General features: G+C 54.3%; 19 protein-coding genes and 5 tRNA genes. 16 read left to right on the top strand and 8 right to left on the bottom strand.

The window, feature by feature from the left end:
* Positions 1-2 precede the first annotated feature (2 nt).
* The 8 genes from glsA to glmS form a co-directional block, all read right to left on the bottom strand.
* Positions 3-1,004, bottom strand: a complete 1,002-nt coding sequence (gene glsA / locus KO1_RS13040) for a glutaminase A (RefSeq protein ID WP_016807957.1) — start codon at positions 1,002-1,004, stop codon at positions 3-5.
* Positions 1,005-1,078: 74 nt separating this feature from the next.
* On the bottom strand, positions 1,079-2,386 hold the full coding sequence (locus KO1_RS13035) for a dicarboxylate/amino acid:cation symporter (RefSeq protein WP_004100312.1): 1,308 nt from the start codon (positions 2,384-2,386) through the stop codon (positions 1,079-1,081).
* 364 nt (positions 2,387-2,750) lie between these two features.
* Positions 2,751-3,068 carry a DUF4387 domain-containing protein gene (locus KO1_RS13025; protein WP_004100314.1) on the bottom strand — a complete coding sequence of 106 codons (318 nt, stop codon included), beginning with the start codon at positions 3,066-3,068 and terminating at the stop codon, positions 2,751-2,753.
* Positions 3,065-4,435 carry an acyclic terpene utilization AtuA family protein gene (locus KO1_RS13020; RefSeq protein ID WP_017146324.1) on the bottom strand — a complete coding sequence of 457 codons (1,371 nt, stop codon included), beginning with the start codon at positions 4,433-4,435 and terminating at the stop codon, positions 3,065-3,067. The genes KO1_RS13025 and KO1_RS13020 overlap by 4 nt, the downstream gene beginning before the upstream one ends.
* 3 nt (positions 4,436-4,438) lie before the next feature.
* A complete protein-coding gene (locus KO1_RS13015) occupies positions 4,439-5,680 on the bottom strand; it encodes a methylaspartate ammonia-lyase (RefSeq protein ID WP_004100316.1) in 1,242 nt (413 codons plus the stop codon).
* Positions 5,680-7,125, bottom strand: a complete 1,446-nt coding sequence (locus KO1_RS13010; RefSeq protein WP_004100317.1) for a methylaspartate mutase subunit E — start codon at positions 7,123-7,125, stop codon at positions 5,680-5,682. The genes KO1_RS13015 and KO1_RS13010 overlap by 1 nt, the downstream gene beginning before the upstream one ends.
* Positions 7,126-7,141: 16 nt before the next feature.
* Positions 7,142-8,530, bottom strand: coding sequence for a methylaspartate mutase accessory protein GlmL (gene glmL / locus KO1_RS13005; protein WP_004100318.1), 1,389 nt, complete (start codon positions 8,528-8,530; stop codon positions 7,142-7,144).
* Positions 8,530-8,979 (bottom strand): methylaspartate mutase subunit S, encoded by a 450-nt coding sequence (glmS, locus tag KO1_RS13000; protein WP_004100319.1) that lies wholly within the window; start codon positions 8,977-8,979, stop codon positions 8,530-8,532. The genes glmL and glmS overlap by 1 nt, the downstream gene beginning before the upstream one ends.
* Before the next feature lie 1,207 nt (positions 8,980-10,186).
* Between glmS and cydA the strand changes: the two genes are divergently transcribed.
* From cydA to KO1_RS12905, 16 genes are all read left to right on the top strand, one after another.
* Positions 10,187-11,755, top strand: a complete 1,569-nt coding sequence (gene cydA, locus KO1_RS12995) for a cytochrome ubiquinol oxidase subunit I (protein ID WP_004100321.1) — start codon at positions 10,187-10,189, stop codon at positions 11,753-11,755.
* A 15-nt stretch (positions 11,756-11,770) separates the two neighbouring features.
* Positions 11,771-12,910 (top strand): cytochrome d ubiquinol oxidase subunit II, encoded by a 1,140-nt coding sequence (cydB, locus tag KO1_RS12990; RefSeq protein ID WP_004100323.1) that lies wholly within the window; start codon positions 11,771-11,773, stop codon positions 12,908-12,910.
* Between the two features lie 15 nt (positions 12,911-12,925).
* Positions 12,926-13,039: a cytochrome bd-I oxidase subunit CydX gene (gene cydX, locus KO1_RS12985; protein ID WP_004100325.1), complete on the top strand. Its 114-nt coding sequence runs from the start codon at positions 12,926-12,928 to the stop codon at positions 13,037-13,039.
* Positions 13,039-13,329, top strand: coding sequence for a cyd operon protein YbgE (gene ybgE / locus KO1_RS12980; protein WP_004100327.1), 291 nt, complete (start codon positions 13,039-13,041; stop codon positions 13,327-13,329). The genes cydX and ybgE overlap by 1 nt, the downstream gene beginning before the upstream one ends.
* A gap of 149 nt (positions 13,330-13,478) precedes the next feature.
* Positions 13,479-13,883 carry a tol-pal system-associated acyl-CoA thioesterase gene (gene ybgC / locus KO1_RS12975; protein ID WP_004100330.1) on the top strand — a complete coding sequence of 135 codons (405 nt, stop codon included), beginning with the start codon at positions 13,479-13,481 and terminating at the stop codon, positions 13,881-13,883.
* Complete coding sequence (gene tolQ / locus KO1_RS12970; RefSeq protein ID WP_004100332.1) at positions 13,880-14,572, top strand: Tol-Pal system protein TolQ; 693 nt, start codon at positions 13,880-13,882, stop codon at positions 14,570-14,572. The genes ybgC and tolQ overlap by 4 nt, the downstream gene beginning before the upstream one ends.
* Before the next feature lie 3 nt (positions 14,573-14,575).
* On the top strand, positions 14,576-15,004 hold the full coding sequence (tolR, locus tag KO1_RS12965) for a colicin uptake protein TolR (protein ID WP_004100333.1): 429 nt from the start codon (positions 14,576-14,578) through the stop codon (positions 15,002-15,004).
* 105 nt (positions 15,005-15,109) lie between these two features.
* Positions 15,110-16,432: a cell envelope integrity protein TolA gene (tolA, locus tag KO1_RS12960; protein WP_017146322.1), complete on the top strand. Its 1,323-nt coding sequence runs from the start codon at positions 15,110-15,112 to the stop codon at positions 16,430-16,432.
* A 129-nt stretch (positions 16,433-16,561) separates the two neighbouring features.
* A complete protein-coding gene (gene tolB, locus KO1_RS12955; protein WP_004100336.1) occupies positions 16,562-17,854 on the top strand; it encodes a Tol-Pal system beta propeller repeat protein TolB in 1,293 nt (430 codons plus the stop codon).
* Positions 17,855-17,888: 34 nt separating this feature from the next.
* Entirely contained in the window at positions 17,889-18,413 is a 525-nt protein-coding gene (gene pal / locus KO1_RS12950) for a peptidoglycan-associated lipoprotein Pal (RefSeq protein WP_004100337.1), read from the top strand.
* A gap of 9 nt (positions 18,414-18,422) precedes the next feature.
* Positions 18,423-19,208 (top strand): cell division protein CpoB, encoded by a 786-nt coding sequence (gene cpoB / locus KO1_RS12945; RefSeq protein ID WP_004111482.1) that lies wholly within the window; start codon positions 18,423-18,425, stop codon positions 19,206-19,208.
* A 162-nt stretch (positions 19,209-19,370) separates the two neighbouring features.
* Positions 19,371-19,446, top strand: a tRNA-Lys gene (locus KO1_RS12940).
* A 127-nt stretch (positions 19,447-19,573) separates the two neighbouring features.
* Positions 19,574-19,649 (top strand) — tRNA-Val (locus tag KO1_RS12930).
* A 3-nt stretch (positions 19,650-19,652) separates the two neighbouring features.
* Positions 19,653-19,728: transfer RNA gene (locus KO1_RS12925), tRNA-Lys, on the top strand.
* A 144-nt stretch (positions 19,729-19,872) separates the two neighbouring features.
* Positions 19,873-19,948 (top strand) — tRNA-Lys (locus tag KO1_RS12915).
* Between the two features lie 134 nt (positions 19,949-20,082).
* A tRNA-Lys gene (locus tag KO1_RS12905) sits at positions 20,083-20,158 on the top strand.
* The last annotated feature ends 232 nt before the right edge of the window (positions 20,159-20,390 follow it).

Genomic DNA, 20,390 nt, shown 5'->3' with positions numbered 1-20,390 from the left:
CACTATTTCGCGAAAAAGAGATTGGCCTGCGTCGCTTTAGCGACGTACTCGATGGTTTGCTGGGCGCGAACGCTGTTACCGGCTGCATCCAGCGGAGGGGAGTAGACGGCGATGGCGTACCGCCCCGGCACCACGGCGATCATCCCGCCGGCAACGCCGGATTTCGCCGGAATACCGACGCTATACAGCCATCTGCCGCTGCCGTCGTACAGCCCGGCTATCGCCATTTCCGCCAGTACCTGCGGCACATAGCTGGCGTTAAGCAGTTGCCTGCCGTTGAACGGCGATTTACCGCCGTTGGCCAGCACGGCTCCCATTTTGGCGAGCTGCTCAACGGTGATATCCACCGAACATTGACGGGTGTAGATTTCGACGGCTTCCTGCGGATCGCCATAAAAGCTGCGGTAGGAATGCATCAACATGGCCAGCGCCTGGTTATGCTGGTTGGTTGCCATTTCGGATTGAAATACCGGCTCGTTCACGCTCAGCGTACTGTCGGCCCAGGCGCTGAGATTGTTGAGGATTTTATTCCAGCGGTCGGTTTTGTCCTGCGCCGCAATCAGGCTCACGGTGCTCATGGCGCCGGCGTTGACTAACGGATTCTCCGGCGCGCCTTGGGTGAGTTCGACGGCTAATCCGGAATTGAAGGGCAGGCCGGTGGCGTTGGCGCCGAGTTTATCCAACACTTCCTGCGGTCCGCGTTGCTCCATTGCCAGCGCCAGGGTGAACACTTTGCTCAGGGACTCCATCGGGAACGCTTTTTTTACGTCGCCGGTCTGGTAAATTTTGCCTTCTACCGTCGCGAGCGTAATGGCGAAATTATCCGGGCTATAGGTCGCCAGAGCGGGGATGTAGTCGGCGACTTTACCCTCGTGGTTATTTTTATATTTCTGATGCGCCTGCTCGATAATGCTGGCGTAGTCCGGTGCGCCCTGAGCTGCGGCGGCGCCGCTAAACAATAAGCTGGCGGTGAACAGGCAGGTGCCGAGAAATTTAACGTTCATGGTATGTCCTGTTGAGATTATTGAGAGGAACCGGGCCGGATAGATCCGGCCTGGGGTTCGTAGCCATCTTGCCGTCAGGACATCGCCACTTCGGACGTTTCGCTGGCAGGACGCTCCTGCTCGGGTTTTTTGACCGGGGCGGTGCCGCGGCAGCCTTCTCCATAGTGCTCGCCTTCCCAGCGGCCAACGATGGCGGCGCCCATGGCGTTACTCATTACGTTGGTGGCGGAGCGACCCATATCGAGGAACGGATCGACACCCATCAACAGGATCAGGCCCGCTTCCGGAATGTTGAACTGGTTCAGCGTCGCGGCAATAACTACCATTGAGGCGCGCGGTACGCCCGCCATCCCTTTTGAGGTCAGCATCAGAATCAGCAGCATGGTGATCTGCTCGCCCATGCCGAGGTGCACGTTGCAGGCCTGGGCGATAAACACCGTGGCGAACGAGCAGTAGGCCATGGAGCCAACCAGGTTAAAGGAGTAGCCAATGGGCAGAACGAAGCTGGCGATTTTGGAAGAGACGCCAAATTTTTCCAGCTTATCGAGGGTGCCCGGGAAGGCGGCTTCAGAGCTGGACGTGGTGAAGGCCAGCAGGGCGGGCTCAAGGATCGCTTTGGTCAGACGGCCAATGCACGGACCAACAATGACCGCCGACAGGCCAATCAGCATCGCCCACAGCATGCCAAGCGTCAGGTAGAACTCACCCATAAAGATACCGGCGCTGACCATTACGCCCAGTCCGCGCTCGGCGATCAGCCCGGAGATAGCGGCAAAGACGGTTAGCGGCGCGAAGAGCATGACGTAGCCCGTCAGCTTCAACATTACGTGGACCAGCGAATCGAGCACTTTCACAATGGGTTCGGCTTTTTCGCCGATAGCCGCCAGGCTACAGCCGAGGAAAATGGAGAACACCACGATTTGCAGGATTTCGTTGCGCGCCATCGCATCAACGATGCTGGTCGGCACCGCGTGAGAGATAAATACCTTCAGTGTGAAGGGCTCAGATTGAACGGCCGCGACCGCTCCGGCATCGTGGGCGACGAAATTAATCCCCGCCCCCGGCTGGAACAGATTAACGATCACCAGCCCCAGCGCAATCGACAGCAGCGAGGCGCAAATAAACAGGAAAAAAGTTTTCGAGAATATCCGCCCGAGCGTTTTAGCATCGCCCATTTTGGCGATGCCAACTACCAGCGTGGATATTACCAGCGGAGCGATAATCATTTTTACCATGCGTAAAAATATGGTGGTGAAAATAGAAATATCCTGCGCGTATGATTTTGCTGTATCAGCCGATGCCATATTATTAATTGCCACCCCGGCAATCATGCCGAGTATCAGGCCTAATATGATCATTTTGGTTAAACTTATTTTTTTCATGTTTACTCCATCGGATCGAGGTTAGTCGGTGAAGTGTTGTAGGGCAGCGCACGCCTGAGCCTGCAAACCGCTCAGACGGGCGCCTGTGGTGACCAACCGCATAAATTGTCTGGAATACAGTGATACAGCGAAATCCTGTACACCAAGGGATGTTGTTGTATTTTTATATCCGTTGTCTTTCAGGCTGCATTTTTGTTGGCTGCCTTTGCTCACCCCCGTCATGTACGGATGTACGCTCCTGGGAATGAATGAGGGACATCCATGTCCCTCACCGAAGGCAGCCTCCGGCTGTTCAAATTCGTTCCTGACGAATTTGTCCTTCAGTTGCCGCCTCAATGCAACTCGAAATCCATTGGATATAGAATTAGAAATCGAACTCAATACTTAATAACGGCGCATGTTGCTGAGCGCCATAAACATCATTGTCGCCAACGTTGCCGGAAATAATATCCCGCGGCATGACAATTTTTACCGCGTTAGCCGGGTCAAACCAGACAATGCGATGAATAAAATCAGGTCTCACGTTATATAAGCTGGCAATAAGCTGCGGAGTTAATTGCTCAGATCGTTTTACCCGCTGATAATCCTCCCGGGTTTTAAATAAAATATCTAAAACTAATTCATACGGCCCGGCGTTTTTGGAGCGGATCACCTGCGCCAGTGAGCATAGAGATTGTTTCATGCCTGAACTCCTTCTGGCGTGACCTGCTCGATATGGAAGTCAAAGCGCAGCGCGTCGCAGGCTTCAATCAGGTGATAGATTGAAAACTCATACACCGGGCCACTCTGGATATCGGAAGGCGAGAACGGGAAGGCGAGGTTGCCCGCGGTCGCAATGCGGTTTTCATAACCGTAGTGCAGCAGGGTAGAGCGCACCAGCGAGCAGACGCTGTTGGCGGTATCCTGAGTCGGGGCGACGACGTCCAGTAAAATCCCCAGCTCGTGCCCGGCGGTTTTCATCGGTTCGTGATTGCCCATCACGCCGTTCTTTCCGTACAGATGGAAAGTCATGCGGATGCTGTCGTCACTCAGCGAGAGGTTGCGCGCCACGCTGGCCTGTACCTCTGCAAGAATCGTGTCGATCCCGGCGATCATGATCGGGTCGCGGGTTCCGGCAATGGTCAGGCAGCGAAAGCCGACCCGACGCGCGCCTTCCAGCTTCAGCGCGTAGGGCGTCTCTTCGTGGCGAGAGCCGCTAACGTACACCTCGCCTTCGTTGACCGCTTTGAAGCTGCATCCTTTGAGGTTCAGCACGCCGCCGGGCCCCGGCAGGAAGTACGGATCGGACTTCTCGTATAACGTGTGCGCCGCGGCGGACGTTTCGGTGAATTTGCGCTGTGGATTGAAGGTTTTCAGCGTAAAACCGTTGTCGTCGATGATCCCCATCGCGCAGTCGGAGCCGGACCCTGGGGTCGCCGCAATGGCCGCGCATTCAAGGATCTTGCCGCAGTGCAGGGCCAGTCCCTCATCGAAGCCCTGCATAATCGGCAGCGCCGCGAAGCAGGCTGGATCGTACGCCCGTCCGCCCAGCACCACCTGGGCGCCAGCGGCCAGCGCTCGTTGGAACGGTTCGATACCCATCTGGGCGACGATATAGGTGCTCTCTTCAATAGCTTCGTGGGTCAGCTCGGGCACAAAGTCGAGGGCGGTGATTTTGCCGTTATCCAGCGCCTGATGCACGATGGATTTCTCGACGTCAGACGGGATCAGCGCCATGGAAAACGACAGTTGCTCTTCCTGCGCAATCTCATGGATGATTTGCCGGCACCACTCCAGGTGCGGGGCCGCGCCGGAGCCGCCGGCCGTGCCGATCACCACCGGAATACTGTTTTTTACGCCGGCGACGATCATATAGCGCAGATCGCGTTTCACTCCGGCTCTGTCGGTAAAGGGTTTACCTGCTCCCAGATAATGGGGGCCGGGATCGGATGAACCGGCGTCAACGGCAATCAGATCAGGAGACTCCGCCATGGCTTTAAGAAAGCTCTCTTCCGGAAAGCCATAACCCAGAATCGCGGTCGGCGATAAGATCTTAAAGGTACGAGCCATCTCTTAATCCTTAGTCTGCAACAGCGCGATGGTGCGGTTCATTTCGTTAAACACGATGTTAAGACCTTCGTCGAAGCCCATGCCTGGCTTGATCAGCATGCGTACAGGACGCGCGGCCAGCGCGACGTGAACGCAGGTGCGGGCGCTGATCTCGGTTTCGTTACAGGTCCCGCCCTGATAGGCTTCCATCGCATGTTTGTTGCAGTACAGCACCGCGTCCACAATGTTATGGACGCCGCCGAGGTCCGGGGTTTTAATCTGTACCATGTGGCAGCTGCCGGCATCGGTGAAGTCAACGATATCCTGATAGGTGTTACACCATTCGTCGGCGACGATTTTCACCCCGGAACCCAGGCGGGTCAGCTCTTTGGTGATGGCGGTCAGCATGCGGATCTGATCCGGTTTGTTGCCGGCATCCACCGGGCCTTCTATATAGAGCGGCAGGCCCTGGGCCTCTTTCTCCAGGCTGGCGATATATTCGGCGCAGCGAAGCGGGTCCATATCGAAAATCAGGCCGATGGTGCCGTAAACATCGATATGCAGCGTCGGGCGGTAGCGGGGGCTGGTGCGCAGGCTTAAGATGCGGTCGGACAGCCAGCGGATATACTCGCGCAGTTTCTCCCCTTTCAGACCCAGCTTCTCTTCAACGTTGTTAATCAGCGCATGCGGCAGAACATCGACGCCTTTGAGGATCATCTTGTCCACGGCGATATAGCGGTCGTCTCCGCTCTGACCAAATAAAGGAATCGCTTCCGGGATGCAGGGCAGCTGCCATTCGTCGCAAACCACCTCCGCCTTCAGACGGCCGCTGGCCAGCGCCGTGGCATCGAGTAGCGCCTGGGAAAGACCATAGCGGACGGCGGTATGCAGCAGTTGGCCGTCGATGCGCAGCTTGTCGAAGAAGCGGGCGTTCGGCAGGAACGTATCGACATCCCGGCCTTCCAGCAGCGGTTTAATATGATCGTTGAGGAAGGGAATAAAATTTTCCGCGAGGAACAGCGGGTCGCGGCCGCCGGCGCCGGAATACTGTACGGCGGCACAGTCACCGACCGCTACCGCGCCGTTTTCCAGAATTAGCTGCACGGAAACGCATTCACCTGCCTGGCGCACGGAGGTAAATCCGGGGGTAACCGGCGCGCCGGTATAGATGAATCCATCGTGACCCGCGCCGTTTTTAATCGCCTGCTGGTCATCAAAGTAGAATGAGGAGTAGCCAGCGGTGAAAAGGGCCTGTTTAATTTTCATTATGGTCTTCCTATTAATTGACTGTGGGATACCGCGTTGATGTCATCAACAACCATCTGGAATGAGGGCTTGCGACCTTCAAAATGCGCACGTTCTGCGACGTAATCGTGGTGCAGGGCGAGGATGTCCTTCGGCAGCGGAACCGCGCCAGCTTCAAGCACGCGAATAGCGCCGGAATTGTCGCGAACCGGCAGAATTTTGCCCGCGTTGCAGGATGCCGGAGCAAAAGGCACGTCCAGCACGCCCGCTTCAAAGGCCAGCACCGTACCGCGGGCGATATCGCCGTTACCCAGTTCGAAGACTTTCTTCAGTACCGCGCGTACCTCGCTTTTTATCAGCTCCACTTCCTGATCTACCGCGGCGCACGGCGGGAACTTCTGATCGCTGACCATATTGAGCATCTGGCGGGAGGCCCTCAGGCCCTGCGCGTTGGCCGCTGCGGTTGGAATACCGAACGCTTCATGCGGGCTCTTGGTGATCACTTTGGTGGCGCCGGACATGCCGGCCACCGCCGCGCCCCAGGAGATAATGGCGAATGCTTTCGATTCATCTTCCGGAAAGCCGCCCATCCACTGGTGGAAGACGGTACTCAGCTCATAATCGTCGAAACCGTAATTGCCAAAATATTCGTGAGAAAGTTCGCGAAGCGACTTAATCGCTGCAATGTCCTGGGTCAGGCTGCCCACCTGGCCGTAGCCGACGGTAATTGATTTGACGCCCTGTTCCAGCGCCAGCAGCCCTTCGATAATCGCCACCGCGTGGGACATAAACGGCGGGATCAGAGTGCCGGTTAGCGGGCCGAAAGGTTCGCGGTTAATTCGAATGCCGTGTTCTTCATAAAGGCCCATCAGACGGTCGCAGTACTGCCAGTCGCGAATCGACTTCTCCAGGGTCACGCGCTTGGCGTAGGGAATGTTGTAGGAGATACCGCCGCCTTCGTAGCTGGTAAAGCCGCTGGCCATGGAAATTTCCGCCAGCAGACGCGCGTCCGGCGTACCGTGACGTACCTGCACCGGTTTTTCCAGCGCTTCGGTCATCCGGCGGCAGGCAGCGACGCCGTGGTTAACCACCGGTAAACCGTTGAGTTTGGAGGTACCCGCTTCGATAGACTTCTGAATGCCGACCGCCGCTTCTTCGTAACGGTTAAGGCGGGTGTAGGCATCGATGGTACTGGGCAGTAGATCGCACTCTTCCTGCAGCGTCTTGAGTAGCGCAATGTGTTCATCCATCAGCGCTACGCCCGCGCGCGGCTGGCTCAACGTTTTACCTTCCTGGTCGGCCTTAAGCAGGGCGTGAGAAAAGCGTTTTTTCTCTGGAATAGTTTGCTGGTACTTCACGCCATCTTCGAAGTGCTCAACGTCCTTGCCGGTATGCCAGGTCTGCAATACCTGATGCCGCTCGGTCATGAATTCGTCATGGGTTAATTTTTTATTTCGAAGTTCCATTCGTAGCTGCCTTCATTTATAGGGTTAAACAGTGAATGCTGGTGCGAGCGGCGAGTTCGGGATAAAGCCTGGCAACGTTTGCCAGCAGCGGAAGCAGGCCTTTTGCATCGCGGTAATAGTCAAACTGGGTCGGTAAGAGAATGCGTCTGCCGTCGTCATCCAGTTCGCGGTATTTCAGCCAGCGGTGGATGTCAAAGCGGCTGGCGCGGGAGAGCCATCCACCGGATCCGACGACTTTGCGCACCGGGGTCAGGTCGCGCCCCATCTGCAGGTCGACGTTGCCCACGCAGGTGCAGACCTGTTTTTTGGTTCCCGCGTGGCGTTCGCTGGCGTAGCCCACGCAGAGCCCGGCGAGAACGGTGTCGAAATACTTTTCTTCTTCACTGGCCGGCAGATAATCCGGCTGAGCGACAAGATGGCGCAGATAGCGGTAAAAAGCCTCCTGACGCTGCGGCTGGTGGGCAAAGACCACGTTCACCAGCTCCCGGGCGCTTTCACCGACAACCATCGCCGAGACGCGCATGCCGAGATCGCCTTCCACCGTGCGTTTTACATATGGCTCCGGAACGCCGTGTAGAACGGTATCCGGCGAGAGCGTGTTGGCGCTGGCGGAGTAGACATCGGTAGTCGCGCCGCCCATGTCGATCAGCATGAACTCTTTCCACGTACTGTCGTAATGACTGATGGTTTTCACCAGCTCGTAGACGGTCCACGGCGTTGGCATCGGCTCTTCGCCGGTTTCTGCGACGATAACGTCCAGTCCTTTACCTTTGACGATCCGGGATAAGAAAACATCGCATATTGCCTTGCGGGCCGCGTACGGATTCGGGTGATCAAGATCGGGCAGAATATTGTCTACCGTGGTCAGATCTTTATGGCCGAGGATGGTCTGAATCTCGTCCTGAATGTCGCGGTTGCCGGCATAGATAATGGCGCAGTCGAGCGTTGACTCCGCCAGCGCGTGGGCGTTAGCCAGGCCGTAGCTCGTTTCACCGCCGTCGGTCCCGCCGGTAAACAGCAGAATGTCCGGCGGCGAGGCTTCCAGCGCCTGAATGTCGTGGCGATTCAGTTTATAAGAGTAGTATTGGGCGATTTTGGCCCCCGCCGAGTGGGCGGTGACTTTTGCTGACTCCAGGGTGATGGACGGCACCAGCCCCATCGCGGCGACGGCAAGACCGCCTTTGGCCGATGAGGAGTATTTCAGCGTGACGTCACCGCGGTTCAGCAGCGGGCGCGCATCGGCAACGTTAAGCACCTGGTTCAGGCTGGCAAAAAAGCCTTCCGCCAGGTGATGGGTGGTTGTCGGGGTCAGAACGTGGTTTACCAGCGTCAGCTCATCCCCCTCCTGGGTGAAGAGGGCCGCCTTGGTCCACGTCGAGCCGATATCGACTGAGACGGTTTGCATCAGATGGCCTCTTCCAGACACGGGTGTTTAACGCCATGGCGCTGGTTGATGTCGTTTGCCATCAGTTGGCAGACGTCTTCCAGATCGTGGCTGGGGGCAAAAACGCGGTTGAACCCCATCTCTTTGAACTTCGCTTCAACGTCGGCAAAGTCATGCTTTCCGACCACCAGATTGCCGCCGACGTAAAGGAGAATGTCGCCGATACCGCGTTCGATGCAGCGCTCGCGCAGTCCCAGGCAATCGATATCGCCGTGGCCGTAAATCGACGACACGACGATGGCATCCGCACCAGTTTCGATGGCGGCATCAATATATTCATCCTGGCTGACCATCACGCCCAGATTGATTACGCGAAAATCATGGGCAGTAAAAACGCGGTCCAGGACTTTATTGCCTACTGCATGGCAGTCAGCACCAATGACGCCAATAACGAGTGTTGATTTCTTCATGGGTAATCCTCTGTAGGGCTGATGGTATAAAAATAAAAACGACGATCTAATATTTGGCAGCCTGGGTTATGGATGCCTGTTAATAGGGCTGGAGTGTCTTTGGTTCGTCGGGAGGAAGCAATTGATCTATTTTCAGAATATCATTCAAAAAAAGCGCATTTTTGAGTTTTCGTTAAAAATTCTTTGTTTATCATAGTGATGTACTTAATGCTTATAAATTTGATTGGTCCTTTTTGAGTTCTCGTAATAAATATATTGCGATGTTTGTGAGCGAGATCTTATTTTATTTTTGGCTGGCTTCTGTATTTCTAAATAACGGGTTAAATACAATTCTTTAAAATTTTCTGTGAGCGCGGTAACGGAATTTATGGGCTGGTTTTTATATGTGTCAAAGGCAATTTGTTAGAATAAAGCTATCAAATGATGAATTGTTCGTTTCATATTCTATTTTTGTTGATGAGGCAGACATACGTCGTCAGAGAGTAAAAATGCAGACTGCAGATGATCCTTAAGAAGAGTAGGGGGCCTGACCTGCACAAAAAAGAAATCGATGGGCGGCGGTGACGGGATAAACGATAGTCACATAGGGGTGTTAATTAAAGGTAAATGCAATGATAAATATAATCAGTAAAAAAATAAACGATAGTAACTTGATAAAAAAAATCTGTGAACTACGCAACATTATCAGTTGAGGTCGGCATTTAAGCCGCTCACGAGGGCTCATTAAGTACCGCTCCGCTGTGAAATAAATGGTCTATCATTTTCAGTAACTGATGACACTCCTGAAAAACATACCGTTAACCTTGTGTTTACTAGTGTTGTACACAGTAAACATAATTAACATTTAAAATGAAAATTGATTTAAATCAATGTTTAAAACTTGGAAAAGAACAAGAAATGGAGTTAAATTGTCGCGGATCAAATTGACCAAAATCTGATATTTTCGCTATAAATTGATCGCCGTCGAAAACTGCAAATTTATCACAATAAAAACCTATTTATTGTAAGGGTTTTGCAGCGTAATATAATCACGGGATCAATTTGGGTGTTTTGTTAACATGTTTGTAACTTTTCACCACTACCGTTTCCTTGACAGAGGAAACGGGCGTGACGAGAAGAAGCAAATAAATTTGTATTGGGGCATGCGTGTGACCCTTTCTAACGGGGTTCACTCTCGGAGTCTTCATGCGATGAGCAAGGAGTCATGATGTTAGATATAGTCGAACTGTCGCGCTTACAGTTTGCCTTGACCGCGATGTACCACTTCCTGTTTGTGCCGCTGACGCTTGGTATGGCGTTCCTGCTGGCCATCATGGAAACGGTCTACGTCCTTTCCGGCAAACAGATTTATAAAGATATGACCAAGTTCTGGGGCAAGTTGTTTGGTATCAACTTCGCTCTGGGTGTGGCAACCGGTTTGACCATGGAGTTCCAGTTCGGGACAAACTGGTCTTACTACTCTCACTACGTGGGCGATATCTTCGGTGCGCCGCTGGCCATTGAAGGTTTAATGGCCTTCTTCCTCGAATCTACCTTTGTAGGTCTGTTCTTCTTCGGTTGGGATCGTCTGGGTAAAGTGCAGCACATGGCCGTGACCTGGCTGGTAGCGCTCGGCTCCAACCTGTCGGCGCTGTGGATTCTTGTCGCTAACGGCTGGATGCAGAACCCGATTGCGTCGGACTTCAACTTTGAAACCATGCGTATGGAGATGGTCAGCTTCTCTGAGCTGGTTCTGAACCCGGTGGCTCAGGTTAAGTTCGTGCATACCGTGGCTTCCGGCTACGTGACCGGCGCGATGTTCATTCTTGCTATCAGCTCCTGGTATATGCTCAAAGGGCGCGACTTTGCTTTTGCCAAGCGCTCCTTTGCTATCGCAGCAAGCTTCGGCATGGCGGCAATCCTCTCCGTTATCGTTCTCGGTGATGAATCCGGTTACGAAATGGGCGACGTGCAGAAAACCAAGCTGGCGGCTATCGAAGCAGAATGGGAAACTCAGCCTGCTCCGGCGGCCTTTACCCTGTTTGGTATTCCTGACCAGAAAGCAGAGGAGAACCGCTTCGCGATTCAGATTCCTTACGCGCTGGGCATCATTGCGACTCGCTCCGTCGATAAACAGGTTACCGGCCTGAAGGATCTGATGGTTCAGCACGAAGAGCGTATCCGTAACGGGATGAAGGCTTACGCGCTGCTGGAACAGCTGCGTGCAGGTTCAACTGACCAGGCCGTTCGCGATCGGTTTAACGACGTGAAGAAAGATCTTGGTTATGGTCTGCTGCTGAAACGCTATACCGACAACGTCTCCGACGCGACGGAAGCGCAGATTGCGCAGGCGACCAAGGACTCCATTCCTGCCGTGGCGCCGCTCTATTTTGCCTTCCGTATCATGGTGGCGTGCGGCGTGCTGATGCTGCTGATTATTGGCGCCTCCTTCTGGACCGTGATTCGTAACCGCATTGGCGAGAAAAAATGGCTGCTGCGCGCTGCGTTCTATGGCCTGCCGCTGCCGTGGATTGCCGTAGAAGCTGGCTGGTTTGTTGCTGAGTATGGCCGTCAGCCCTGGGCTATCGGTGAAGTGCTACCAACGGCTGTAGCGAACTCGTCGCTGACTGCGGGCGACCTGATCTTCTCTATGGTGCTGATTTGTGGCCTGTACACGCTGTTCCTGGTGGCTGAACTGTTCCTCATGTTCAAGTTTGCCCGCAAAGGACCAAGCAGCCTGAAAACCGGTCGCTATCACTTTGAACAGTCCTCTGCGGCTATTCAGTCGGCACGCTAAGACAGGAGTCGTCAAATGATCGATTATGAAGTATTGCGTTTTATCTGGTGGCTGCTGATTGGCATTCTGCTCATTGGTTTTGCCGTCGCCGATGGCTTCGACATGGGGGTGGGCATGCTCACCCGTTTCCTCGGTCGTAACGACACCGAGCGTCGAATTATGATTAACTCCATTGCTCCGCACTGGGACGGAAACCAGGTGTGGCTGATCACCGCAGGCGGCGCGCTCTTTGCCGCCTGGCCGATGGTCTACGCCGCCGCGTTTTCCGGCTTCTACGTGGCAATGATCCTGGTGCTGGCATCTTTATTCTTCCGTCCGGTTGGTTTCGACTACCGCTCGAAGATTGAGGATACCCGCTGGCGTAATATGTGGGACTGGGGCATCTTCGTCGGCAGCTTCGTACCGCCGCTGGTGATTGGCGTGGCGTTCGGTAACCTGCTGCAGGGCGTTCCGTTCCACGTTGATGAATATCTGCGTCTGTACTACACCGGCAACTTCTTCCAGCTGCTGAATCCGTTTGGACTGCTGGCCGGTATTGTTAGCGTGGCGATGATCCTGACGCAGGGCGCGACCTATCTGCAGATGCGTACCGTGGGCGAACTGCACCTGCGTACCCGCACCGTCTCAACGGTAGCGGCGCTGGTGACGCTGGTCTGCTTCGCGCTGGCAGGCGTTTGGGTCTACTATGGCATCGACGGTTACGTAGTGAAATCCGTCATGGATCATACCGGCCCGTCTAACCCGCTGACCAAAGAAGTGGCTCGTGAGGCCGGCGCGTGGATGGTGAACTTTAATAATATGCCGGCGCTATGGGCGATTCCTGCTCTGGGCGTGGCGCTGCCGCTGCTGACCGTCATTTCGACCAAAGCAGATAAAGGCGCCTGGGCATTTCTGTTCTCCTCGCTGACGCTGGCGTGCATCATTCTGACTGCCGGTATCGCCATGTTCCCGTTCATTATGCCTTCAAGCACGGCGATGAACGCGAGCCTGACCATGTGGGATGCCACCTCCAGCCAGCTGACGCTGAACCTGATGACTTACGTGGCGATTGTCTTCGTACCGATTATTCTGGCCTACACCACCTGGTGTTACTGGAAAATGTTCGGTCGCATCACTCGCGAAGACATCGAAAAGAACACCCACTCGCTGTACTAAGGTAAGGAGCTATATATGTGGTATTTCGCATGGATTTTGGGAACGCTTCTTGCTTGTGCCTTTGGGGTGATTACCGCGCTGGCGCTTGAGCACGTGGAAGCCACCAAAGCAGGTAAAGAAGAACACTGATGAGTATTATCGCGACTCTTTACGCGATAATGGACAAGCGCCCGTTAAGGGCGCTTTCCTTATTGATGGCGCTGGCGCTAGCGGGCTGCATCTTCTGGGACCCGTCGCGCTTTGCGGCCAAAACCAGTGAGCTGGAAATCTGGCACGGCTTCCTGCTGATGTGGGCGGTGTGTACCGGCGTTATCCACGGCGTGGGCTTTCGCCCGCGCGCCATCCACTGGCAGGGAATTTTTTGTCCGCTTATCGCTGATATTGTGCTCGTTTTGGGCCTGTTCTTTTTCTTCTTTTGAATAAGAAATCTCTGTTAACCATATGGGCTTGCATAAGCCCATAAAAATTTACTCCTCGTTTACTTTCCCCCATTCCAAACCACGATTCCCGCGCGTATAGTAGCGAAGTTTGAAAGCACTAACCTTTTGTTGCATTACCGGGATGTAAAGTGAATACAACGCTGTTTCGATGGCCGGTTCGGGTCTACTACGAAGACACCGACGCCGGTGGTGTGGTTTACCACGCCAGCTACGTCGCTTTCTATGAAAGAGCACGCACAGAGATGCTGCGCCATCATCACTTCAGCCAACAGGTTTTGCTGGCTGAACGAGTTGCCTTTGTGGTTCGCAAAATGACGCTGGAGTATTTTGCGCCCGCCAGACTCGACGACATGCTCGAAATCCAGACGGAGATAACCTCAATGCGAGGGGCGACCCTGGTTTTCACGCAGCGAATCGTCAACGCCGAGAACGTGGTTTTGAATGAAGCTGAAGTTCTGATCGTGTGCGTTGATCCACTCTTAATGAAGCCTCGTGCGCTTCCCAAGTCTATTGTCGCGGAGTTTAAGCAGTGACTGAGATGAATATCCTTGATTTGTTCCTGAAGGCAAGCCTTCTGGTTAAACTTATCATGTTGATTTTAGTTTGTTTTTCTATCGCCTCCTGGGCCATTATTATCCAGAGAACGCGCATTCTTAACTCGGCGTCGCGTGAAGCCGAAGCGTTTGAAGATAAGTTCTGGTCAGGTATTGAGCTTTCTCGTCTGTATCAGGAAAGCCAGGGCCGTCGCGATAATCTGACCGGTTCGGAACAAATCTTCTACAGCGGTTTTAAAGAGTTTGCTCGTCTGCATCGCGCCAACAGCCATGCGCCGGAAGCAATTGTTGAAGGGGCATCGCGCGCGATGCGTATCTCGATGAATCGCGAGCTGGAATCCCTGGAGACGCACATCCCGTTCCTCGGTACGGTAGGTTCTATCAGCCCGTATATCGGTCTGTTTGGTACCGTATGGGGGATCATGCACGCCTTTATCGCGCTGGGCGCGGTAAAACAGGCGACGCTGCAAATGGTGGCACCGGGTATTGCAGAGGCGCTCATTGCGACCGCAATTGGTCTCTTTGCCGCTATCCCGGCGGTTATGGCTTATAACCGTCTGAACCAGCGCGTGAACAAACTTGAGCTGAACTACGACAACTTTATGGAAGAGTTCACCGCTATTCTGCACCGTCAGGCGTTTACCAGCAGCGAAAGCAATAAGGGGTAAGCCATGGCCAGAGCACGTGGACGCGGGCGTCGCGAACTGAAGTCCGAGATCAACATCGTTCCGCTGCTGGATGTCCTGCTGGTGCTGTTGCTGATCTTTATGGCGACAGCGCCGATCATTACGCAGAGCGTAGAGGTCGACCTGCCGGACGCAACGGAATCGCAGGCGGTAAAAAGCAACGATGAACCGCCGGTGATCGTTGAGGTTTCCGGAGTCGGGCAGTACAACGTGAAAATTGGCCCGGAAACGCTATCGCAGCTGCCGCCTGAACAGGTTATTGCCGAAGCCAGGCGTCGACTTGAGGCGAATGAGAAAACGGTGTTCCTGATCGGCGGTGCGAAAGAGGTGCCATACGATGAGATTATTAAAGCGCTTAACCTGTTGCATAGCGCAGGGGTTAAATCGGTTGGCTTGATGACTAAGCCGATCTAATCGCTCGCAATACGCACCCCCGCCAATATGGCGACGGTGGGACAAACGTGTCCCGCGGCCGACGTCATCGAACGGGAACAGGCGAACAGTTTTTGGGAACCGATAGTGTCAAAGGCAACCGAACAAAACGACAAGCTTAAACGAGCGATCATAGTTTCAGTCGCGCTGCACATCGTCTTGATAGCGCTGCTGATCTGGAGTTCGTTTGACGAGCATCTGGATGCTTCTGCCGGCGGCGGCGGGGGCTCTTCTATAGATGCGGTTATGGTCGATCCGGGGGCGGTTGTGAAGAATTATGACCGTCAACAGCAGCAGCAGGCCAGCGCCCGCCGCGCCGCCGAGCAGCGTGAAAAGCAGGCTCAGCAGCAGGCGGAAGAGTTGCGCGAAAAGCAGGCCGCCGAGCAGGAACGGCTAAAACAGCTGGAACAGGAGCGTCTGCAGGCGCAGGAAGCGGCTAAAGAGGCGAAAGAGCAGCAGAAACAGGCGGAAGAAGCCGCGGCGAAAGCCGCCGCAGCGGCCAAAGCGAAAGCGGACGCTCAGGCGAAAGAGGCGCAGGAAGCTGCCGCCAAAGCCGCCGCTGATGCAAAAGCGAAGGCCGATGCTCAGGCGAAAGCAGCCGAAGCCGCTGCGGCGAAAGCGGCGGCGGATGCGAAGAAACAGGCAGAAGCAGAAGCCGCGAAAGCGGCCGCGGACGCGCAGAAGAAAGCCGAAGCGGATGCAGCGAAGAAAGCTCAGCAGGAAGCCGAGAAGAAAGCGCAGCAGCAGGCAGAGAAAAAAGCGCAGCAAGAAGCGGCGAAACAGGCTGCGGCTGAAAAGGCTGCTGCCGAAAAAGCGGCAGAAAAAGCCGCCGCGCAGAAAGCCGCTGCTGAGAAAGCAGCAGCCGAGAAAGCCGCCGCAGCGGAAAAAGCCGCCGCTGAGAAAGCTGCGGCAGCCAAAGCCGCAGCAGCAGAGAAGGCCGCCGCAGACAAAGCAGCGAAAGCCGCAGCCGCTAAGGCAGCAGCCGCGAAGAAAGCCGCTGCGGCCAAAGAGGCCAACGGCGTGGACGATCTGCTCGGCGACCTGAGCTCCGGTAAGAATGCGCCTAAAACTGGCGGTGGGGCGAAAGGGAGCAATGCATCTGCTGCCGGGAGTGGTAATACTAAAAATAATGGCGCATCAGGAGCTGATATCAGCAATTATGCCGGGCAGATCAAATCTGCCATTGAAAGTAAGTTTTACGACGCAGCGTCTTACTCAGGCAAGACCTGTACCTTGCGTATTAAACTTGCTCCGGATGGCATGTTGCTAAATATACAGTCTGAAGGTGGGGATCCTGCGCTTTGTCAGGCCGCTCTTGCAGCAGCCCGACAGGCTAAGTTCCCAAAACCGCCTAGTCAGGCGGTATATGAAGTATTCAAAAATGCGCCGTTGGACTTCAAACCTCAGTGATATTTTTCCCCGTGCAAGCGGGGAAAAACAATCTATTGTAGTCACAGGGTTTTAGTAGTTTTGTGTATTTGGGTTTGTTAACATTCTGCTAAATTATCGTGGGCTTTCCGCCTGGATAAGGGAGATATGATGAAGCAGGCATTACGAGTAGCATTTGGTTTTTTAATGCTGTGGGCGGCAGTGCTGCACGCAGAAGTACGCATCGAGATTACCCAAGGGGTTGACTCGGCACGCCCAATCGGCGTAGTGCCGTTCCAGTGGGCGGGGCAGGGTGCTGCACCTGAAGATGTGGGCGGTATCGTGGCGGCTGACCTGCGCAACAGCGGCAAGTTTAACCCGCTCGATCGCTCTCGCCTGCCTCAGCAGCCGGGTAGCGCTCAGGAAGTACAGCCTGCGGCATGGTCTGCGCTGGGTATTGACGCCGTTGTGGTGGGTCAGGTGACGCAAAACCCTGACGGCTCCTATAACGTCGCCTACCAGCTGGTGGATACCGGCGGCGCGCCGGGTACCGTGCTTGCACAGAACTCATTTAAAGTTACTAAGCAGTATCTGCGCTATGCCGCGCACGCTGCCAGCGACGCGGTATTTGAAAAGCTGACCGGCATCAAGGGCGCCTTCCGTACCCGTATCGCCTACGTGGTGCAGAAGAACGGCGGCCAGTTCCCGTACGAACTGCGCGTATCCGACTACGATGGTTACAACCAGTTCCTCGTTCACCGTTCCACCCAGCCGCTGATGTCTCCGGCCTGGTCTCCGGATGGTGCGAAACTGGCCTATGTAACCTTTGAAAGCGGTCGTTCTGCGCTGGTGGTGCAGACTCTGGCTAACGGCTCCGTTCGTCAGATTGCTTCGTTCCCGCAGCACAACGGCGCCCCGGCGTTTTCGCCGGACGGCAGCAAACTGGCCTTCGCTCTGTCGAAAACCGGTAGCCTGAACCTGTACGTGATGGACCTCGGATCCGGTCAGATTCGCCAGGTGACCAATGGTCGTAGCAATAACACCGAACCAAGCTGGTTCCCGGATAGCCAGAATCTGGCCTTTACTTCCGACCAGGCGGGACGTCCGCAGGTATATAAAGTCAATATTAATGGCGGCACGCCGCAGCGTATTACCTGGGAAGGTTCACAAAACCAGGATGCTGACGTGAGCGCTGATGGTAAAACTATGGTAATGGTAAGCTCGGCCGGTGGTCAGCAGCACATTGCCAAACAAGATCTGGAAGCGGGTGGTGTGCAGGTTCTGTCATCAACGTTTTTAGATGAAACGCCAAGTCTGGCACCTAACGGCACTATGGTAATCTACAGCTCTTCTCAGGGGATGGGATCCGTGCTGAATCTGGTTTCTACAGATGGGCGTTTCAAAGCGCGTCTTCCGGCAACTGATGGACAGGTAAAATCGCCTGCCTGGTCGCCGTATCTGTGATAATAAATAATTGATTATTAAAGGAATCAAAGAAATGCAACTGAACAAAGTGCTGAAAGGGCTGTTGATCGCTCTGCCGGTTATGGCAATCGCGGCGTGTTCTTCTAACAAGAACGCCAGCAACGACCAGAGCGGTGAAGGCATGCTGGGTGCCGGCACTGGTATGGACGGTAACGCTAACGGCGGCAACATGTCTTCCGAAGAGCAGGCTCGTCTGCAGATGCAACAGCTGCAGCAGAACAATATCGTTTACTTCGATCTGGACAAATACGATATCCGTTCTGACTTCGCTGCAATGCTGGACGCGCACGCTAACTTCCTGCGTAGCAACCCGTCTTACAAAGTGACCGTAGAAGGTCATGCGGATGAGCGCGGTACGCCGGAATACAACATCGCTCTGGGTGAGCGTCGTGCTAATGCCGTTAAGATGTATCTGCAGGGCAAAGGTGTTTCTGCTGACCAGATCTCCATCGTTTCTTACGGTAAAGAAAAACCTGCAGTACTGGGCCACGACGAAGCGGCTTACGCCAAAAACCGTCGCGCCGTACTGGTTTACTAAGAGAATTGCATGAGCAGTAACTTCAGACATCATCTATTGAGTCTGTCGTTACTGGTTGGCATAGCGGCCCCCTGGGCCGCTTTTGCTCAGGCGCCAATCAGTAGTGTCGGCTCAGGCTCGGTCGAAGACCGTGTCACTCAACTCGAGCGTATTTCCAATGCGCACAGCCAGCTTTTAACCCAGCTCCAGCAACAACTCTCCGATAATCAGTCCGATATTGATTCCCTGCGCGGCCAAATTCAGGAAAGCCAGTATCAGCTGAATCAGGTTGTTGAACGCCAGAAGCAGATCCTGCTGCAGATCGACGGTCTGAGCAGCGGTGGCGGCGCGACGGGCGCGCAAAGCCCGTCGTCAGCCAGTGAGCAAGGCGCTGCGGCAAGCGCGCCAGCGGCTTCATCAGGCGCTCCGGCGTCGACCGGCGATGCAAACACCGATTACAACGCGGCTATCGCGCTGGTGAAGGATGCTTCCCGCCAGGACGACGCGATGGCGGCTTTCCAGAACTTCGTCAAAAAGTACCCCGATTCAACGTATCAGCCGAACGCCAACTACTGGCTCGGTCAGCTGAATTACAATAAGGGTAAAAAGGACGATGCGGCGTACTATTTCGCTTCCGTGGTGAAAAACTACCCTAAATCTCCGAAAGCGCCCGATGCGATGTTTAAAGTCGGCGTAATCATGCAGGACAAAGGCGATACCGCAAAAGCCAAAGCGGTTTATCAGCAGGTGGTCAGTAAATTTCCTGGCACCGACGGAGCCAAACAAGCGCAAAAACGCCTTAACGCGCTCGGATGATTATGGCATGACCAGAAATCGCATTATTTCTGGTCTTGTCGCATGAATCCTAAGCAGTTAAGCAATCTTTATCTAAATTGTTGTTGCGCTGAATTCTGAAATCAGTAATATATGCCGCCGTTGCCAAGGGATATCGAACAAGCCCAAAGCGACAAAAATAGTGGGTCGTTAGCTCAGTTGGTAGAGCAGTTGACTTTTAATCAATTGGTCGCAGGTTCGAATCCTGCACGACCCACCAATCGTTCTGGTGGAACGCGATAGTAAAACGTGAAGGATAACGTTGCGTCAGCAGCGGCACGTAGGGCGAGGCGAAGCCGAGTCATCCTGCACGAGCCACCGTGAAAAGATGTATCCAGCGCAGTATCGGGTGATTAGCTCAGCTGGGAGAGCACCTCCCTTACAAGGAGGGGGTCGGCGGTTCGATCCCGTCATCACCCACCACTCGGGTCGTTAGCTCAGTTGGTAGAGCAGTTGACTTTTAATCAATTGGTCGCAGGTTCGAATCCTGCACGACCCACCAATTTAACATTGAACTCAGATGTTAAACGTGAAGGATAACGTTGCGTCAGCAACGGCCCATAGGGCGAGCGAAAGCGAGTCATCCTGCACGACCCACCAATTTCGAATTGGTGACGAGTGAAGAATATTCAGGCAGTACCCGAGCGGGTCGTTAGCTCAGTTGGTAGAGCAGTTGACTTTTAATCAATTGGTCGCAGGTTCGAATCCTGCACGACCCACCAATCCTCAGCTGAGGGCGGGTAGTAAGCGTGAAGGATAACGTTGCGTCAGCAACGGCCCGTAGGGCGAGGCAAAGCCGAGTCATCCTGCACGACGCACCATCCTGAATCGTTCCAGTTAGCAGTAAACCCGCAAGGGGTCGTTAGCTCAGTTGGTAGAGCAGTTGACTTTTAATCAATTGGTCGCAGGTTCGAATCCTGCACGACCCACCAATGCAAAAAAGCGCCCTAAAGGCGCTTTTTTGCTATCTGCCATTTCCTCGAAAATCACAATAATCCGCAATACTTTAATGCTGCGTTATTCTACCGTCGCACTGTGTTTACCGTGGCTACAATTGGCACAGGCCAGTAGCCCGGACAGATGCGCAGCATCGCCTCCGGGAAATGGTCCCTGAGGGCAAAATTCCTCACGACATTTTCTGCACAATCGGCTATCTTGTTTAGC

Origin of the sequence: Klebsiella oxytoca NBRC 105695 (assembly GCF_001598695.1) — a bacterium.
In the GTDB taxonomy this organism is placed as follows: Bacteria; Pseudomonadota; Gammaproteobacteria; order Enterobacterales; family Enterobacteriaceae; genus Klebsiella; species Klebsiella oxytoca.
The sequence above is the reverse complement of the archived record's forward strand: the minus strand, read 5'-3'. Positions and strand labels throughout refer to the sequence as shown.

Coding starts and splice junctions, on each gene's coding strand:
- ybgE (WP_004100327.1), top strand. CDS start 13,039: ATGAGTATTATCGCGACTCTTTACGCGATAATGGACAAGCGCCCGTTA.
- cydB (WP_004100323.1), top strand. CDS start 11,771: ATGATCGATTATGAAGTATTGCGTTTTATCTGGTGGCTGCTGATTGGC.
- tolR (WP_004100333.1), top strand. CDS start 14,576: ATGGCCAGAGCACGTGGACGCGGGCGTCGCGAACTGAAGTCCGAGATC.
- KO1_RS13015 (WP_004100316.1), bottom strand. CDS start 5,680: ATGAAAATTAAACAGGCCCTTTTCACCGCTGGCTACTCCTCATTCTAC.
- KO1_RS13010 (WP_004100317.1), bottom strand. CDS start 7,125: ATGGAACTTCGAAATAAAAAATTAACCCATGACGAATTCATGACCGAG.
- KO1_RS13025 (WP_004100314.1), bottom strand. CDS start 3,068: ATGAAACAATCTCTATGCTCACTGGCGCAGGTGATCCGCTCCAAAAAC.
- KO1_RS13020 (WP_017146324.1), bottom strand. CDS start 4,435: ATGGCTCGTACCTTTAAGATCTTATCGCCGACCGCGATTCTGGGTTAT.
- glsA (WP_016807957.1), bottom strand. CDS start 1,004: ATGAACGTTAAATTTCTCGGCACCTGCCTGTTCACCGCCAGCTTATTG.
- glmS (WP_004100319.1), bottom strand. CDS start 8,979: ATGAAGAAATCAACACTCGTTATTGGCGTCATTGGTGCTGACTGCCAT.
- cydA (WP_004100321.1), top strand. CDS start 10,187: ATGTTAGATATAGTCGAACTGTCGCGCTTACAGTTTGCCTTGACCGCG.
- cydX (WP_004100325.1), top strand. CDS start 12,926: ATGTGGTATTTCGCATGGATTTTGGGAACGCTTCTTGCTTGTGCCTTT.
- pal (WP_004100337.1), top strand. CDS start 17,889: ATGCAACTGAACAAAGTGCTGAAAGGGCTGTTGATCGCTCTGCCGGTT.
- KO1_RS13035 (WP_004100312.1), bottom strand. CDS start 2,386: ATGAAAAAAATAAGTTTAACCAAAATGATCATATTAGGCCTGATACTC.
- tolB (WP_004100336.1), top strand. CDS start 16,562: ATGAAGCAGGCATTACGAGTAGCATTTGGTTTTTTAATGCTGTGGGCG.
- cpoB (WP_004111482.1), top strand. CDS start 18,423: ATGAGCAGTAACTTCAGACATCATCTATTGAGTCTGTCGTTACTGGTT.
- glmL (WP_004100318.1), bottom strand. CDS start 8,530: ATGCAAACCGTCTCAGTCGATATCGGCTCGACGTGGACCAAGGCGGCC.